15 protein-coding genes and 3 pseudogenes are annotated in these 17,252 nt (G+C 35.7%); 7 read left to right on the plus strand and 11 right to left on the minus strand.

Going from position 1 to position 17,252, the window contains the following annotated elements; all coding sequences use genetic code 11:
* Positions 1-45 precede the first annotated feature (45 nt).
* The 4 genes from BN35_RS00270 (at position 46) to BN35_RS00290 (ending at position 4,903) form a co-directional block, all read left to right on the plus strand.
* Positions 46-435, plus strand: coding sequence for a plasmid mobilization relaxosome protein MobC (locus BN35_RS00270; RefSeq protein ID WP_028901042.1), 390 nt, complete (start codon positions 46-48; stop codon positions 433-435).
* A 1,268-nt stretch (positions 436-1,703) separates the two neighbouring features.
* Positions 1,704-2,978 (plus strand): replication initiation protein, encoded by a 1,275-nt coding sequence (locus tag BN35_RS00280; protein WP_025072941.1) that lies wholly within the window; start codon positions 1,704-1,706, stop codon positions 2,976-2,978.
* The gene (locus BN35_RS00285; protein ID WP_025072942.1) at positions 2,975-4,684 is read left to right on the plus strand and encodes a fimbrillin family protein; all 1,710 of its coding nucleotides are present in this window, start codon (positions 2,975-2,977) and stop codon (positions 4,682-4,684) included. The genes BN35_RS00280 and BN35_RS00285 overlap by 4 nt, the downstream gene beginning before the upstream one ends.
* 24 nt (positions 4,685-4,708) lie before the next feature.
* Positions 4,709-4,903: a hypothetical protein gene (locus BN35_RS00290; protein ID WP_025072943.1), complete on the plus strand. Its 195-nt coding sequence runs from the start codon at positions 4,709-4,711 to the stop codon at positions 4,901-4,903.
* Between the two features lie 89 nt (positions 4,904-4,992).
* Here BN35_RS00290 and BN35_RS00295 read toward each other — a convergent pair whose 3' ends face one another.
* The 4 genes from BN35_RS00295 to BN35_RS00310 all read right to left on the minus strand — a co-directional run bounded on the left by BN35_RS00295 (position 4,993) and on the right by BN35_RS00310 (position 6,921).
* The gene (locus BN35_RS00295; protein ID WP_025072944.1) at positions 4,993-5,640 is read right to left on the minus strand and encodes a hypothetical protein; all 648 of its coding nucleotides are present in this window, start codon (positions 5,638-5,640) and stop codon (positions 4,993-4,995) included.
* 95 nt (positions 5,641-5,735) lie between these two features.
* Positions 5,736-6,026: a hypothetical protein gene (locus BN35_RS00300; RefSeq protein ID WP_025072945.1), complete on the minus strand. Its 291-nt coding sequence runs from the start codon at positions 6,024-6,026 to the stop codon at positions 5,736-5,738.
* Positions 6,027-6,072: 46 nt separating this feature from the next.
* Complete coding sequence (locus BN35_RS00305; protein WP_234396780.1) at positions 6,073-6,540, minus strand: hypothetical protein; 468 nt, start codon at positions 6,538-6,540, stop codon at positions 6,073-6,075.
* A 144-nt stretch (positions 6,541-6,684) separates the two neighbouring features.
* Positions 6,685-6,921: a hypothetical protein gene (locus BN35_RS00310; protein WP_025072946.1), complete on the minus strand. Its 237-nt coding sequence runs from the start codon at positions 6,919-6,921 to the stop codon at positions 6,685-6,687.
* A gap of 318 nt (positions 6,922-7,239) precedes the next feature.
* On the opposite strand from BN35_RS00310, the gene BN35_RS00315 reads away from it, so the two are divergent.
* Positions 7,240-8,295, plus strand: coding sequence for an IS5 family transposase (locus BN35_RS00315; protein ID WP_025072947.1), 1,056 nt, complete (start codon positions 7,240-7,242; stop codon positions 8,293-8,295).
* A gap of 125 nt (positions 8,296-8,420) precedes the next feature.
* A pseudogene (locus tag BN35_RS00320) lies at positions 8,421-8,663 on the plus strand (IS5/IS1182 family transposase); the annotation flags it as partial.
* Positions 8,664-8,670: 7 nt separating this feature from the next.
* On the opposite strand, the gene BN35_RS00325 reads toward BN35_RS00320, so the two are convergent.
* From BN35_RS00325 to BN35_RS14390, 6 genes and pseudogenes are all read right to left on the minus strand, one after another.
* On the minus strand, positions 8,671-10,605 hold the full coding sequence (locus BN35_RS00325) for a hypothetical protein (RefSeq protein WP_028901040.1): 1,935 nt from the start codon (positions 10,603-10,605) through the stop codon (positions 8,671-8,673).
* A gap of 556 nt (positions 10,606-11,161) precedes the next feature.
* A complete protein-coding gene (locus tag BN35_RS00330; RefSeq protein WP_025072949.1) occupies positions 11,162-11,842 on the minus strand; it encodes a bacteriocin fulvocin C-related protein in 681 nt (226 codons plus the stop codon).
* Positions 11,843-11,913: 71 nt separating this feature from the next.
* Complete coding sequence (locus BN35_RS00335; protein WP_028901039.1) at positions 11,914-12,888, minus strand: MauE/DoxX family redox-associated membrane protein; 975 nt, start codon at positions 12,886-12,888, stop codon at positions 11,914-11,916.
* A gap of 4 nt (positions 12,889-12,892) precedes the next feature.
* On the minus strand, positions 12,893-13,312 hold the full coding sequence (locus BN35_RS00340) for a DUF1573 domain-containing protein (RefSeq protein WP_025072952.1): 420 nt from the start codon (positions 13,310-13,312) through the stop codon (positions 12,893-12,895).
* The gene (locus tag BN35_RS12910) at positions 13,309-14,892 is read right to left on the minus strand and encodes an O-antigen ligase family protein (RefSeq protein WP_159099989.1); all 1,584 of its coding nucleotides are present in this window, start codon (positions 14,890-14,892) and stop codon (positions 13,309-13,311) included. The genes BN35_RS00340 and BN35_RS12910 overlap by 4 nt, the downstream gene beginning before the upstream one ends.
* A 219-nt stretch (positions 14,893-15,111) precedes the next feature.
* Positions 15,112-15,291, minus strand: a pseudogene (locus tag BN35_RS14390) (transposase); the annotation flags it as partial.
* Between the two features lie 558 nt (positions 15,292-15,849).
* Between BN35_RS14390 and BN35_RS00355 the strand changes: the two are divergent.
* Positions 15,850-16,905, plus strand: a complete 1,056-nt coding sequence (locus BN35_RS00355) for an IS5 family transposase (RefSeq protein WP_044071033.1) — start codon at positions 15,850-15,852, stop codon at positions 16,903-16,905.
* A 125-nt stretch (positions 16,906-17,030) separates the two neighbouring features.
* Here BN35_RS00355 and BN35_RS14395 read toward each other — a convergent pair.
* Positions 17,031-17,245: pseudogene (locus tag BN35_RS14395) on the minus strand (IS982 family transposase); the annotation flags it as partial.
* Positions 17,246-17,252 lie beyond the last annotated feature (7 nt).

Raw genomic sequence — 17,252 nt, forward strand, 5'->3', positions numbered from 1 at the left:
GCCTAAAATTTGTATCTTTGAGTAAGAACATCATCGCACAATTGCATGAAAGAAGACAAAAGAACAAATCGCATCAACCTCCATCTTAACAATAAAGAGTTAGATTTATTCAAAAGTAAAGCCAAAAATTACAATCAAATGGCTGCTATGATTCGTGATGCAGTAGCACAATTCAACGACAAAGGAACTGTTAAACGCATAGAATCTTTGAATAAATTAGCCGACTTGATAACAGAATTTAATCATGAAATTTCTAAGCAGGGAGTAAATCTTAATCAGATTACCAAGCGTGCTAATGAACTAATTTACAAAGGAGCATTAGACAAAGAATACTACGATGAAATTATTCTCCCTCATGTTTCTGACCTAAAAAAAATGATGGCCACCATGAAAAAGCAGCAATCAGACATCTTCAAAAGATTGCTGGAAATCTAAAAAAGGCATCATTTTTTGTCCTAATATCGGAGTTGCGACGATATTTTCCCCACTTTCGTGGGCAAGTAACCTTTATGTGCCAATTTGAAAAATAGGCGCCTAAAGGTACAACTTGCTACACATTTTCTACGCCATTTTTCAATCCCTTTGTACATGATATTTACAAGTCATTTTCACCATTCCTCACTAAATTCATTCTGAAACCATGTGCTAAGTTCGATTTGTCGATATATTTTATTGTTAATCAAAAAAGCAAAATAACAAACAAGCAATAAAACAAAGTATATGCTTTTCAACCTAATATAAACGTTGCTAAACAAAAAGGCAATATATATATTATTCAAACAGTCATAAACTTTGCCAATCAAAAAAGCAAAACAACAAATAAGCATAAAAACAAAATATATACTTTCCAAACAAGCATAAAGTTTGCCAAACAAAAAGGTAAAATATATGTTATCCAAATAATTATAAACGTTGTCAAACAAAAAGGCAAAATATATGTTATCCGAATAGTTATAAACGTTGTCAAGCAAAAAGACAAAAAGACAAAACTACAAAAAAACATAAAAACAAAAAGGGTGAAGGAAATTGGTAGTACCGCTATTCAAGTTGGCGAACTGGAGGGAAAAGTGATGGTCGGCTTTCCATGGTCTTATGCGTCTTATCTGACTCCGTTGAAAATGTTGTAATCTATCTGTTACAATATCGGGATAAAAATTAAATGAGCTTGATTTCCACGGAGGCGTTTATGAAAAATATCCATGGTCATTAGTCCACTTCGTAACCTTTTGAGAACGATTAAATAACCTTTTGGGAAGACAGGAGACTCGGCTTCTGTACGTCATCGACCTTATTTTTTTCCCTTTTGTTAAAAGTTTCTCGCGCGCGTATAAAGCTTTATTTATTATATTTATTTATAAGCTTTATTTAATAGCGTTGTAAGTTATTGAAAGTCAGAGTAATTACCTTTTATTATGTAACCTTTTGAGAACGGTTATGTAACCTTTTGAGAACGGTTATGTAACCCTTTGAGAAGAGTCCTCCTTCTTTTCCTTGATTATTTAAGGCAACAATCTGACTTTTAGAATTTTGTCGCATTTCCTTTGCTCTGTCTTGTAATTTACCTACATTTGAATTGTCGTTTCGATGCACTTTAATACAATTACCGAAACAGCTGACAGTTGTCTTCCCGGTACCCTTTAATCAAATTTTCGCTACGACATCAGGGATTATCAATTCTGAAAATTTAATTAAAGGGTTTAACAATGACAAAAAGACGAATCACCCTTATTGAAAATGGCGACGTGGGCAAATGCTCATTCAGTTTCAACAACCTTATTCTCCGTTCTCCTCTTCGCTATACGATGATGGAACGCCGTTTCCTCTATAAGCTGTCGGAGGCTATCAAGATGCGATATGAGGAAATGGAATTGACAATGCGTGATAACTGGCAGAATCTTGTATTCAACATGACTGATCGGGATTTGGCTTCAGTCGGTGGAAACACCAACGTTATGAGAACTTACAAGACGGTGCGGACGCTTGCACAGAAAGCCATCGTCCAGTTTCATGAGAATGAAGACAAACAGCTGGTGGTGGATTACTTTCACTGGATAGATGCTTTCAGATGGAACACCTCGACAAATGATTATACGGTACGTGTCTCTCCAGAGCTGTATGAGTACGTCATTAATCTTACCAAGTCATTTACTATCCTCAATCTGCATACGGCAATCTTGCTGGAATCGAAATACTCGCAAAAATTCTATGAGATATGTTGCCTCTATTCGGGCGATTTCCGCTATATCGATCCTGCAATGCCCAACGAGACTTACAAGAAGAGAGTCTTGAAAATGTCGGTCGAAACCTTCCGCTTTACCTTCGGACTATCAGAACTCCATGATCCTAAGACTGGAGAGCTACTGGAAAAAGAGAAATACCAGCGTTTCAAAACGATGGTAGAGAAAGTTATCCTGCCAGCACAACGAGAATTGTATGAGCTTTATCAAAACAATCAATGTGATGTGTGGTTCGATTTTGAAGTGGCAGACCGTTATGGGCGTGGCAGAAACGGCTCACCCAGGAACCTGCGCTTTTACGTTTATTCAAGAGAGTTTCCAAAGTCTAAAGATGCTGATAAGGATCGACCATGGCAGGAAGGCGATACTCCGCTATTTCCATTCGAAAAGAAAGATAACAAAAAGGCTCCAAAGGAAAGAACTTATAAGCAAACTGACTGGCTTAGCCTCGATGGAGATTTCCAAAGAGACACGGTACGCCAACTGCTGAATTTTTATTTGGATGCCGATGCAGTAGATTACTATATGGCCAAGATTGACGAGGAACAACGGCAAAACAACGATACCTATTCACAGGTGATTCAGGTAATCTACGAAAAGCAGAAACAGCCAAAATTTCAACAGGGTTCTAAGAATTACCAACAGAAATGCTTAATAGATTTTGTTTTTCCTAAAAATTTAAAAGTATATGGCTGGCATATAGATCCAATAAATTTTAAACCAAATAATTATGCAAAATGAAAAATTTTAATTTATTACAGTCAATGGCTTTTGTGTTTATAGCCATGTTGTTATTGGGCTTCACGTCCTGTACGGAAGAACAAGAAGTCGAAAACATGTCTTTACCCAAAGACGCAATAAGATTTTCGGTCGTGGGCGCAAACGGCACACGCTCCGCAATGGACTCCAAGAATTTTAGAAAAGAGCTGAAACAATTCTTTGTGAACGCATTCTCTGACAACGCTATCCACACTCCTTACATGAAAGATGTGGAATTCATCAATGATGGTAATGGCAATTTTATGTATAAGGATAAAAGAAAGATAAAATTATGGCCAGATTACTCCCTTAATTTTGTTGCAATGAACGCACATAATATCTTGGGTACCAAATTGGAAATGTTTCAACAGGATTTCATTGACCTTGGAGTGTTTAGAGGAGGAGAGAAGGATATTGTTGCTGCATATGTGCCAAATCAAAATAAACTAACAAACAACAGAGAGGTCTTCTTGCAGTTTCACCATCTGCTGTCGCAAATAAAATTTTATGTAGAGGATCATTCCACTCATCGATTGGATTGTAAAATAAACAAAATAGGACTAAAAGGTGTGTACGATGATGCTTTCTTTTCCATTGATCGGCAAGGTAAGGTTAGTACTTCTATGACCCCAAGTGGTAGTGGATATGGAGACTACTCCATTGACGTTAAAAACTATAATCCAAACCAAGAACCTGTTCTCATGAACAACGGAAAGGATATCTTTGTCGTACCCTTGAATCATATATCATGGGATCCTAAATCTGGAATAAAAATAAAGGACATTAACAATGCGATTAGAAATAGGGATGACACAAATATCTACTCCTATGTGTGGATGGAATGTAAAATCAAGAAAGATGGTAAATATATCGTAGGTAACGAGAACTCGTATGGGCGCACATATTTTCCATTTAGAGTAAATCTAAAGGCTGGTAAAATATATAACTACACGATTAAGATTTCCGATAGCTTTTATGGCTACACTGAAGATACACAAGAGCCAGAACTTGGCTGTATCATAACAGATAAGGGGAATATTTACAAAGACTGTGAAGTGGCTTACAAAAGTGGTGAAGATCCAGTTGCGATGATTGTATATATAGAACCTGACGGAAAAGGACCGTCTCCATATAAGAAACACGGACTTGCCATATCTTTGTCTACCTTGGCAAAAGAAACTGAAGACGCAACGAAAGGCTATCGAGAAAACTGGTTATCTTTACAGGAAATAGAATCATGGTATAATTATGTAGGTAATTCCAGAATAAGTGTAGGAAAAGAACCAGACTGGACAAATTGGTATATTCCTTCATGGAAAGATTTGGGATTAATATTTATGGCCAGTGGCGGAAAAGAGTTTATGTGGCAAAAAAATGACATTATGAATAATGAGGATTGGAGCTATGGAGAACTTGATAATATGCTGGCTGCGACAGATCCTACATCACTTGACTTGGACCCAAAAAAAAGATTTACCTTTGCGGAACCATTTTGTTATCAATACTCTATTCCATATAAAAGGTCTGCCGCACTTTATGCAGTGAGAAAAACAGAATCAGGGAATATTGACAATGCCCTCAATGATATTATCATATATAATGCTGCCGAAGAAAAATACGAGACGATTTGGCAAGACAAGTATTACCCAAGTAATAAATTCAATGTCCGACTTGTATTTAGATTTTGAAAATAAACAATTATTAATTTTACAATGAAAAAAACATATATACAACCACAAGTGTATGTAAAGACGCTAATGGGGAATACTGGTATCATGGTCACTTCCAACGAAAATCCAAACATTACAGTGGGTGTTGATGACTGGGATTCTGAGGATATTGATGGCAGTAACGCTAAACGCTTTGAAACGGACTGGGACGAAGCGGGACAAATATTCCCTCACTAACAGTTTTAGGACTGACCCACAGTTTTGATAAAGACGAACGTTATAAACAAGCATAAAGGAGGCAAAATCTTGCCTCCTTTATTGCTTGTTTAATCAGCTCCACCTACCCCTATATGAATCCACCCCTCATCATTGTTTATATTGTGCAATCCATCGTTGTCACACTCTTGTGTTAGATAGGATTTGTCACTATAAAAGATAATCCACGCCTCGGGGGCGTTGCGGTCAACTTTGTAAGTAACTTCCCTCTGCAGCCTGTTCTGGATATAAGCCTTGATGTTGACCGTGATAGTTCCTTTCATATTCTGGGCATAGTCTGGTAGATGTTTTGTGATGCTAAAATCTTCGTAATAACACAAGCATGCGATGTCACTGGTGGTGCATGTGTAAGTACGACTGATCAAACCATTTTTTTGAATTAACACGGTGGAACTCTCATATTTATCATCATTAATTGTCGGTCGGTCACCGCCTTGCTTAACCCACTCAGAAGTCGTATAGAAGCCAGCTTTGTTGTTGACGGTTACAGGGTAGCCACTCTTCTTTTTCGAGTCTATAGCAAACACATTGCTCTCTGAACTAAACCTCGTTGTGTCGCCCATATAAGTTACAATCAGTTTGGCTGTCACTGGCTTAGTTGTTTCATTCGTGTCATTCAAGTCTTCTTTCTCGCAAGCTGTTAAGCAGAATACAGCAACACAAAGAATAAATAAGTGAAATAAATTTAGTCTTTTCATATGACAGTTTTTTTTTGTGTGAAACAATTTTGTTTAATATTTTATCAATTTTGTGTGTAAAGATATATATAACAATTTAAAAAATATTGTTTTTATCAGAAAATTACTATTATGTTCTTATGTAGGTTATTCCAGCCAATTTCGTAATACTCACTATCCTCGTTGGGCATGACCAGTATGCCGCCATGATGGGTGACGGGGTACTTCACTGCCATAACCTTGGCATTGGTATGCCCCTCGCCATTATCCAGCTCGGCTATAACATAAGGGAAATTGGCAAACCAGTGGTATTCTCTATCTGGGTGATGGTACATGGTTATGTTCAATGTGCGTAGGGCATCTTGGTGTCCATTGACGTGCTGCTGTAAGAAATCTGCGTGTTTCATATCTGTTTGAGTTGTGGCAGGGTGGTTAGCCCTGCCGTTGCCTCTGTTATGCTACTACCTTGTACTCGTGGACGGAAATGTAAGTATCATCTTCGTGTTCCTCGTTCCACTTGTCTATTTCTTCCTTTGTCACGTGTTCCCTGCCCATCAGTTCTGCCACATAGCTCATAGCCTCTTCTTTCTCTGAGAAATACTCATGATCGTACTGGTTGTTGATGGCAGACTCCACATAGAACCTATCAGAGAAATACTTGCCTTCGGCATCGTTGGTGGCGTATATCTCGCAGCCCGGCTCTTCCACTATAAAGTAGATGGTGAGGTCGGGCATCAGCTCTGACAAGACCTCATAGAAATCGGTGGCTCCCCAAGCTTCTTCTGCGTCGATGCGGAGTACATGACCATCAAAATCGTAATACTGGATAAAACCTCGAAGGTACTTCTTCATCTGATCATCGGTGGCTCCCAACGTCTTGACGATGTTACCTTCCCAGCTATCACTTGCCGTCTCTTGCACTGGCTACTTACGACCCTCCATGAAGTCGTCTATCACTTGATATACCTTGTTTACCTCTTCTTTGCTACCCTCAATAACGTAGCTTGTACTTGCCCAATTTGCCATAATTCTAAAAGTTTTGAATGTTATCAATATGTTGTTGTCTTAGTCTGTAAAAGCATTTAGACGCTGCGTCTCAAACTCCCACTCATAGTCTCGGTTGTTGCACTGCGTTTGAAGATTGCTCCTTATCTCGTTGGCATCGTCCTCGGTCATACCCCGATGTGCTATCAATTGTGCGATAATGCCCTCCATGTCTTCACCGATATACACCAGTTCTCTCGATGAATAGTTGTGCCAAGGATTGGTTTTGTAAACCAGATAGATGATTTTTGTCTCCATTGTCGTGAATGTTTAGATGATACATTTCCCTTTAGTTGAACTGCTTTTGCAACATCGCTGTCGGGATTTCAAATTTTATGTGTAAGGTTAGAGCAAGTCCATAAGGCAGAAAAGCCAAGTAATTTTGCGATATTGTCACGGAATACCCAAATCTTCGATATGGGAAGGCTGCCGTGAGAATATCGCAAAATAGCGGAGCGGTACTATGGCGTTCTGACGGACTTGCTACCTTTGCTAAGTAAAATTAAATCCTGAGACCTCTGCAAAACTCTTATCCTAAAATTTGCTCATTACATTATTTTTTTGTACCTTTATGGTATGAAACAAACTCTTTCTTCTCCCAGTTTTGCCGATGTCGTTCTCGGTCAGCGTAAGGTCAAGCAGACCTTCTTTTCCCAAATAGATAAATTAATCGATTGGACACCTATCCGTGGTATCATAGAAATCGCTTATACCAAAGGTTATAAATCAACAGGTCGTCCAAGTTATGACAGCTTGATTTTATTCAAGATAGAACTTCTTCGTACATGGTATGGTCTTAGTGACGGTGAGGTAGAGGAACAAGTAAACGATCGTCTTTCTTTCAGTCGGTTTGTTGGCTTGGGTCTAGAAGATACTGCTCCCGACAGTACTACAGTTTGCCGCTTTCGCAACACGTTGGTGGAAGCAGAACTTTATGATATGGTTCTCAATGAAATCAATCGGCAACTTGAGTCTAAAGGTGTCATCGTTAAGCGTGGTGCTATTATCGATGCGAGCATTACCGATACTCCACGCCGTCCGCATGGACGCAAGGAGTATGAAGTAGTGGAAGACCGTAATGAAGCAGACAGTCGTGATAGTTCAGAAAAAGCAATGGTAAAGGAAGTTGTTAAGCCAAACGTTGATGGAGATGCAAGATGGATTAAGAAGATGGGCAAACTTCACTTTGGTTATAAGCGACATACTGTGACTGACGAGAATGGTTTGATTTTGGCGGAGGAAACAACTGCCGCCAACGAAAGTGACATCAAACATCTTGAAACTCCGTTACAGAAAGCCAATCTTCCTGTTAGAACACCTGTCTATGCCGATAAAGGCTATAACTCTTCAGAGAACAAGGAAGTACTTACTCGGATGAAGCTCAAGAGCAGAATCATGCACAAAGGGGTTAGAGGCAAGAAGATTACAGAAAGGGAGCAACGTATCAATGTTAGCATCAGTAAGATTAGATACAGAGTTGAGCGTACTTTTGGTTCTATGCATAGATGGTTTCGTGCAGGAGTGGCAAGATATGTGGGATTGGCAAAGACACATGCGCAACATATTATGGAGGTTATTGCATACAATCTTTATCGAACTCCTGGGATAATTGTGTCCAATTCTCTCAAATAAGGGAGAAATATATATTAAATAGGGGGTATATAAGCCCTTTTGATCCTTAGATAGGCTTTATTTTTAGATTTAATGTGGTTATAAGTGAATTTATGAGAGGAAGAGAAGGTTTTGCAGAGGTCTCAGAGCCTGTCATAGGCCACTGCAAGGCAGACCATCGGTTAGGGAGGAACTTCTACAAGGGTCTCTTCGGAGACTCCATCAATGTCATGCTTGCAGCTGCCGCATTTAATTTCAAAAGAGCCATCAGGCTTCTTTTGTGCCTTATTGAAAGAGTGATTATATGGTGCGCTGGGAGGCTTACTTTAAATTTTCAATCACAATTCACTCCGTTGGTTTTTATGAAATATGGTAGAGTGTCTTTTTGAGGGTCGACTATCTAATATTATATACAAATTGTTGTTGATGATTATTATATATAAAGATTTGCTCTTCTTCTCCTTGAGTTAAATCCCTTAGCCAAAGTAAGGCATTTTGAGGAGCTTTATAATTAAGAGTCTTTCCTTTTGCTTTCTGTCTTCCTAAAGATATCCATCCATTAATACCGTCTTGATAATATAATTCGTACACATCACCTTTCCAAATAAAATTTCCATCATTTCGGGGATAAAAATCTATGCATCCGTTTTGTATTTCTTTGGAAAGATCAAATATAATAGAATTATCTCTAACGTCTCCGCGAAAATGAGATAGCATATTACCGTCCGTAATATTCTTGGGGTTATAAACTGAGTCTATTAGAGTAATTAATTGTATTGGCATTTTTTTCTTACAAAGCGTATCTTCATAGACTCCAATATCACCCAATTCAATAGGTTTCCCTACGGGAACTGAATATCTTAAATAACGATATTTTATTGGGGTCTTGAATTGTAGTCTATAATTACAATAATTCAAAGTATCTTTAAATTCAAATAAAGTTTTGAATGATGCAAAAGAACTATTTGTACTGATATCGATTTTTGCACCAATAATACTTTCATAAAGCCATTTCTTAATCCTGGGGATTAAAGGCATTTTACGTTTCAAAATTAGAGTCTCAAATAGATTCTTATTTGGTCTCAATATACGGATTTTTCTCTTTCCCGAATAATATATAATAGGATATCCTGCAGGATGGTAATCTCCGTCTTTTGAAAGTACTAATGGCTGATAAATTATATTAGGTTCAATATTTCTAAAAATGACAGAATCATTTTGTCCTTTTCCTATATCAACAGGCTTCCAGCCTTTAGCTGTAAAAATACCTAAATAAACACTTTTGTCTTTAGTTTCAACTGGAACTATCACTGAATTTAAGCCAAAGTAATTTTCGGTAACATCTTTTGTATAAAAGTCTTGCAGCTCTTCAGGAATATTAGTTATCTCATTGTACTTATTTTTTTGTTCTTCTTGTATACCAAAACAAGCACGATAAACTTTCCCTTTCTTTCTTCCATCTGTCTGACATACATCTCTTCGGGGGATAAGATCATCGTAGCCAAATTGTATAAATGTTCCTGTTGTATCTCTAAGTGTTAGCCATTGGTGTGCCTTTTGATAGTCAGGGGAATACTTAAAATATTCGGTAGCAACTGGAATACCACAAGCCCGCATTGCATACAATCCTAAATCACAATTTTCCCTACAATATCCAACTCTATTTGATAACAAAAAAGTTGCATCTAGATGAGGCAAGGACAATTCACTGTTATATTTTACTGTTTTTTTTTGCAGTTCTTCATTAACTATTCGACAGGCTTCAACGACATCACTTCCATGATAGAGTGAATCCAGTATAGTCGCATACTTCTTTTTATACACTATTCTCCAATTTGTTAATCGTTCATCACCAACTCGATATGGAAGTATGAGTTCACAGAAGTCTTCAAAATTCAGATATTTATTCCATGGTCTTGAAGTCCATGCTTTGAAAGATTCTTCTATATTGTTTATAAGAAATTCAGCTGTTATGATATGTGAGTCGTATATTTTGGGTAAAGAATAAAATGGAAAACCTTGCCATCTTCTTTTTTGTATTTCTGTCATAGCGTAGAGTTTAGGCGTATTTGCGATATAGGCTAATACTGTTTGTATAGAATCTAATTGACTCCCTTCATAACTATACCAATGGGGCATATTACGTATAAGAAATTTGGCCGCCTCTAATTTTTGAGGATCATTCTTATAGTATTTGAGTACTTTTTCTAATTCTGTGCGATTATTTCCGGCGAATTGGAGAGATGATTCTGTTTGTTGGTCAATAGTGTTATCACTAACACAGGATGAAAAAATGAGAACAATGAAAAAGAATAGGATGTTTCTTGGCATTATAAAAACTAATTGCTTGTGATTAAATTTATCAATTTCTATGTGTTAAAATATTTAAGGAGTAGAATTATATCATGTATCTACCCCTTAAAAATATCAGAATTTTAAAACTTCCTTGTAATTAGTTTTAAGACAATGATTGCAAAAATCCACCCAACTGAATTGCACATAAGAACTTAGGAAAAACAAGATAATAAAAGATAACACATATACAGATTTACGTTTTTCTACGTATGATAATGTTGCCAATAATATTGCAGCTATAGTACAAATCGTTCCTGTTAGTGTGAATAAAGTACCATTAAAGTCAAAAAATCTAACAGGTATCTCTAATAAGATGCATCCTATAGTAATTGTCGTAGCAATTGTATTTACACTAAGTTTAGAATTCTTTCTAAAATAGTGTAGAATGAAGACTGTAAAGATAAAGTACGAAATAGTAAAGCACATTGTACTAATAACAATAGAAGCGGATAATCTTGATAGCATTACAATTAAATAGAGGATAATAGACAAAGTAAGAATTATGCTTACTGCTTTCTTTTTGTTTAGCATATTACAGTCCTCCACATCTACCATTACAACTTTGTGCAAGAAGCCATCCGCATCCAACAGAACTGCTTTCGCAGTCAGAGTCTTCACATGGACCTGGTGCATTAAAACAAAAATCAGATAACAATCCTGTATTACAATGGCAAGAGCTTTCTGCACTCATAGACATTTTTGAACCTCTTGTAGAAGGCAGAAAAATAATTTCTCCTTCTTTATTCTTCATCTTATATCCTGAGCCGGCTATGGCAATACATACTTCTGGTTTCCATTTTAGCTGTTCTATAGCCTCATTCCGCCAATTATAAAAAAATAATTCTATTTCATCAAGTTGTATGTCAGTCAAAGGAGTATTTGAAAATACATATGGATGATTTGCCATAAATAACTCAACCTTATGGATATGATTAAGTTCTTTTGGAGTCCATGATAATTTTTTTATTTCTTGAAATTTCTCTTTCCAAAATAACACTTTTTGTTCCTCTGTAAATGCACGATAGGTTGGTATTGCTAATTCTGAGGTAGTACGAAGCCAATCTGCCCGTGTCATTTTATGAATCTCAGGTATATTCTGTTTAACCCAAGAGTTTACTGTTGTATCACAGCTGTAGATAGTATCATCTTCTGAACATGAAATAAAAACAACAGAAGATAATAAAACCGTTAACATAAAATAAATTGTTTTCATAATAAATAATATTTAATGAGCCTACTCTATTATACGCTTTTCGGCATATGCGATTTATTATTCCAATCATGCTATAGGTCTACTATGTCTTTAGGGAACTCTTGCCATCCTATAGCATTTCGTTGCCATTTTTTTATGATTAAGCATTTTTTAATCACTATGATTCCAATATTTGTAGAGATTATTTTGGATAGCAGAGTCTTGTCCGATATACCTATAGAAATAGTTCTTTCTATTCTATTAGTTGTATCCATAGAACTCGTTGTTAAAATAGCATTCCCATTTATTTTATGTGATATATCTAATACTGAATTTATAAGTTTATGCTTTTCTAGAGTCGAGACTTGATTGTCATTTTGTATAATCCCTATTACAGTATATTTATCTAAACAAAAGAGAGAATCGCTAATATTTGTATAAGCTTTACGACCATTCTTATTTATTCGCAATTGTTCTATTGAAAAAATAGGCTGTGCAACGTCTTCTGGTAGCATACATACATTTTCTCCAGTTTTGAATAAACCATTTTCATGAATAGGTTGCATTTTTAAACCAAATAGGCAAAGACTATATATTCCAATAAAAATGCAGATAGCCCAAAGACGTTCTTTTTCTCTCCTTTTTGTTTCTTTTTGTCTAGCAGCAACATAAGTGCTCAAAAGTAAAAGAATTATATTTTTTGCAAATGATTGCCATCCTGTAAATGCTAATTGCTCGCCAAAGCACCCACAGTCAGGCATCTTTCCACTAAGTGCAATAACGAAAGTTATGCCTGTAAAAAATACAAGAATGACTATTGTAATATTGATGGTAAATCTATTAAATATGTTAAAAAATAAGAATAAGGAAATAATAAGTTCTGTCCCAATAAGCATTGTCCCTGCAATATCATATATATATGAATCCAGTTCTATGGAACAAGATTGAAAATACTCATGTACAGTTAAAGCTGTTTTGGGGATATTTAAAGCTTTACTTATACCTGACACAAAAAAAACAATCCCAATAAGATATTGTGCTGCAATACTTTTTGTTATATACTTCATATTATTATTTTATATCAGCAATTACCCTTAATATAAGGGTTTTATCCTTGCTATAATTTACAAATATAGATTTACTCATATGTCCATTTCGATTCTCTAGGCCTGCTTTTCCTTTTATAACAGTGCTATTGTGCGGAAGTATTTCTCTGTTATAATTCTTTATACTGAGGCAATTACATGACACATCTATTTTATCTATTCTAATTAAAGAGTCAGTTAAATTTTTTACTATAAATTCAAAATCAATGGAATCTTTTTTTTCTTTAGAAATTTCACCTAAATAACAATGTTTTTGTTCTACATACAAATCTTCTGATGATGTAGATGCAACTTTTGAAGTATCACTTTTTATTTGATTTGTACAATTCAAATTAGTAAAAACTAATAGAAATACTAAAGATACAATGTTTTTTACTTTTCTCATAATTGTTTAATATTTAAATCGTTTCTTACTTTTCTTTTAATTTCTTCTATCTCAAACGAAGGTATTTTAACGGTCTTTCGTAATATTAATCTACCTAGTTCTATTTGTTCATGTTTCTTAGAGTTTGTTTTTAGAACAATATACATCTGATAAAGTGGTATAAATCTGTTAGGGCACATCTCATGTGCCAACTTAAAGTGAAGAAAAGCATTATTATATCTTTTTAAATCCATCAACAAAGCCCCTTTTAGCATTTGAACCTGGTAATCAGCTATTATAAAACTGTCAATTAATGATAACGCTTTACTTGCTCTATTTGTATCTTTAAGAAAAGTAGCATAATTATAAATAAACTCGGGTTGCTTATTTAATTGCCAATATAATCTACTATATAGAATTTCGACCTTATTATATCTACCTAATAATGAGTAATTATAAGCTTGATTCCATAGGTAGTGTGTTTTTGCTGTATTGACCGCATAAAGCAAAATGAAACCTCCTGATAATAAAAAACATATAGATACAACAAGCCTATGTATATATATACATATTGTATATTTATAATTGGCGGATGCTATATACCAGGCTAATGCTATCCAAGTAATAGGATATCTAAATGGATATGAGACCATAGAAAAAATAAATAAAGCACAGTAAAAAGACATATGTATTTTATCCAATACCGTCCTACGTAATAATACTATTATGCCTAAAATAAGCAATATAGGAAATAGTACACCATAATCAACTGCTAATAAAAGAAATTCATTCAATGGGTGTTTAATGTTATCTGCCCTTTGCTGTATATCAAAAGATTTTCCTTTTAATTTTATGGCCTGTCGTAGCATATAATATTTTCTAAAACCATTATATCCATACCCGAAACATATATGTTTGGGTGTATCTAGCATAGATAATGTTGTTGCGTAAATGAAACATCTCCCTTTTGTTGATTCTGTTTTATTCCTAAATATAGCGAATAGTGTTAAACAGCAAAATGCTATGAAAACAATCTTTCTATACCGTTTCACGAAAAAAAAGGAAATTATAATGAAACCTGATAATTGACCTGCCCGTGAATTACACATTAACAATGCTATAATACAAATGATAATGAGTAATGCGTAGAATGCTAAATGTTTTCGGGGTTTGGCATTTGTAATTCGATTACATAATGAAATTATTGAAACTATCAAAGACAATGCTAATCCACAAGGATTATCATAGGCTCCATTTATTATTGGGCTATGCATCAAGTATTGATTAAATGAAAGGTATATTGAAAAGAAAGATGCACAAATAAAGCATAAATCTATAAATTCCTGATGTATGTATTTTTTAAAAGATTTAAAAAATAATATTAATAAAATCTCACTTATAATAATTAATAACACATCAAAAGAATAGCTTAATATTTGTAAGAAACCTACGATAATAATTACAATTATAGTACTTAATAAATCCAAGCTAAAGGTCTTGGATAAAAGAGATTTACTTCTTATCGCAATGAATGAAAAAAATAAGATTGTTCCTAAAATTGATAGATAACTTATCCATTTAGTAAATACAAATGAATCCATAAAGAAAGACGATATCAAAGATGAACTAGAAATTATCAATAACAATAAGAAACATTTCATTATTGTTATTATACATAGCTCCTTAGGATATAGTATAATAGATTTCATCTTTCTATATTATATTACAAATGTAGAAAAAAAATACGACTGTAATTGATGAGAAAGATAAATGTTGTCTTTTTTAATAAAAAACAACATTTGTTGTGTTATTTTTTAACGAGTTACTTCTTCAAATGTACTTTTCTTAAGCATATATTGCCTGATGAGGCCGTTTGCATTTTCAATGGTCCATTCCTGCCATGATGAGTATGAGTCCGTAAAGTACACTTCTGTATTCAGTGCCTTGACAATCATCTTATGACTCGTGAACTCTTTTCCGTTGTCTGTCGTAATTGTCTTTTATTGCTGTCCGATAAACTTCAAAACGGCACAAGAAAGCAAGCCCCCTAATCAAATAGTGAGGGTTCTAGCGGTGCATATCTAGCTCTTTCTGCCCAAATTGCACACTCATCTTTCTGAGAATTTTTCATGAAAGCGATGAAATTGGTGTAATACATGAGCGTCAATCTAAGCATGGTTACGATTTGAGAAAATGAAACGTGTCTTTTAATCATTCTGGACAGTACCGTGCATAGGAGATTGGCGATGAGCACCACCCAGATTTGTTTCTGGATGGCATTCACGCTCTCGCCATAGAAAAAGCGTAAAGGAAAATTCTGTTTCAGTTGCTTGTAGAGTGTTTCTATAGCTAGTCTGCGCTAGTAAATTACAGCAAGTTCCTCAACCGATAGTTCAAAATTGTTGGTCAGCAACGTCACCGATTTACGAGAGTTATTACTTCATAGCTCTACGCATCGGGCTTCGTGCCTTACCTTCTCTTTCTCAAAAAGAATGAGACCTCTGCAAAACTCATTGTTCAAAATTTGCTCATTTCATCATATTTTGTACCTTTATAGTATGAAACAATGTCCTTCTTCTCCGAGTTTTGCTGACCTAATAGTTGGTCATCGTAAGGTTAAACAGACCTTTTTCTTTCAAATAGATCAGATAATTGACTGGAATCCCATTCGTGGACTTATTGAAATTGCTTACACCAAAGGCAACCGTCCCACTGGTCGTCCAAGCTATGACAGCCTTGTATTGTTCAAGACCGAACTTCTTCGTACATGGTATGGCTTGAGTGACGGCGAGGTCGAAGATCAAGTAAATGACCGTCTGTCCTTCAGTCGCTTTGTTGGTTTAGGATTGGATGACTGTGCTCCAGATAGTACAACTGTATGCCGTTTCCGTAACATTTTGGTTGAAGCCGACCTTTACGACAATGTGCTACAAGAGATAAATCGCCAGTTAGAGTTGGCTGGTGTTTTGGTTAAGCGTGGTGCCATCGTTGATGCAAGTATCACGGATAGTCCTCGTCGACCTCGCGGCCGTAAGGAATACGAAGTAGTTGAGGATCGTAATGAGGAATCAGGCAGGGATGTAGCAGAAAACGCAATGGTTAAAGAGATCGTCAAACCCAATGTTGATGGTGAAGCACATTGGGTAAAGAAGATGGGGAAGCTACACTTTGGTTACAAGCGACATTCGGTTACAGATGAGAACGGTTTGGTGATAGCCGAGGAAACCACACCGGCTAACAAAAGTGATATCAAACATTTGGAAAAGCCATTAGAAAAAGCTAAACTTCCACAAGGTACACCTGTTTATGCCGACAAGGGTTATGATTCTACAGCAAACAAGGATGTACTTAAACGTATGAAGCTCAAGAGTCGTATCATGCACAAAGGAGTAAGGGGACGTAAGCTAACGGAAAGAGAGCAGCGTGTTAATGTAGCCATCAGCAAGACACGGTACAAAGTGGAACGTACCTTTGGATCTATTCACAGATGGTTTCATGGTGGCATAGCCAGATATGTAGGTTTAGATAAGACTCACGCACAACACATCATGGAGGCTATTGCCTACAATTTATATCGAACTCCAGGGATAATTGTGTCTAATTCTCTCAAATAAGGGGAGAATATGAGATGAAATAGGGCATATACAGCCTAAAAATCAAAAATATTGACTGCTGGTGAGCCAATAGTGCTCAAAAACAAGAATGATAGAGAATGGGGTAAGGTTTTGCAGAGGTCTCAAAATAGATAGTAATGCTTGAAATTGCGGAAGTCATTGAAGTGGAAACAGATGAGAATAGTCATGATCTCAGCACGGCTCATTCGCCATTTACGCTTTCTATGCTTGATGCCGTCAGGCTCTTGCAGAGCCAGTTTTGCTATTTCAACATCAAATTCCTTGCTAGAAATCATCTGCAATACAAAAAATTCTCTGTAATTTTGTCTTTGGTAATCAATCGCTAT

This window comes from Hoylesella timonensis 4401737 = DSM 22865 = JCM 15640 (assembly GCF_000455445.1).
GTDB classification, from domain to species: Bacteria; Bacteroidota; Bacteroidia; order Bacteroidales; family Bacteroidaceae; genus Prevotella; species Prevotella timonensis.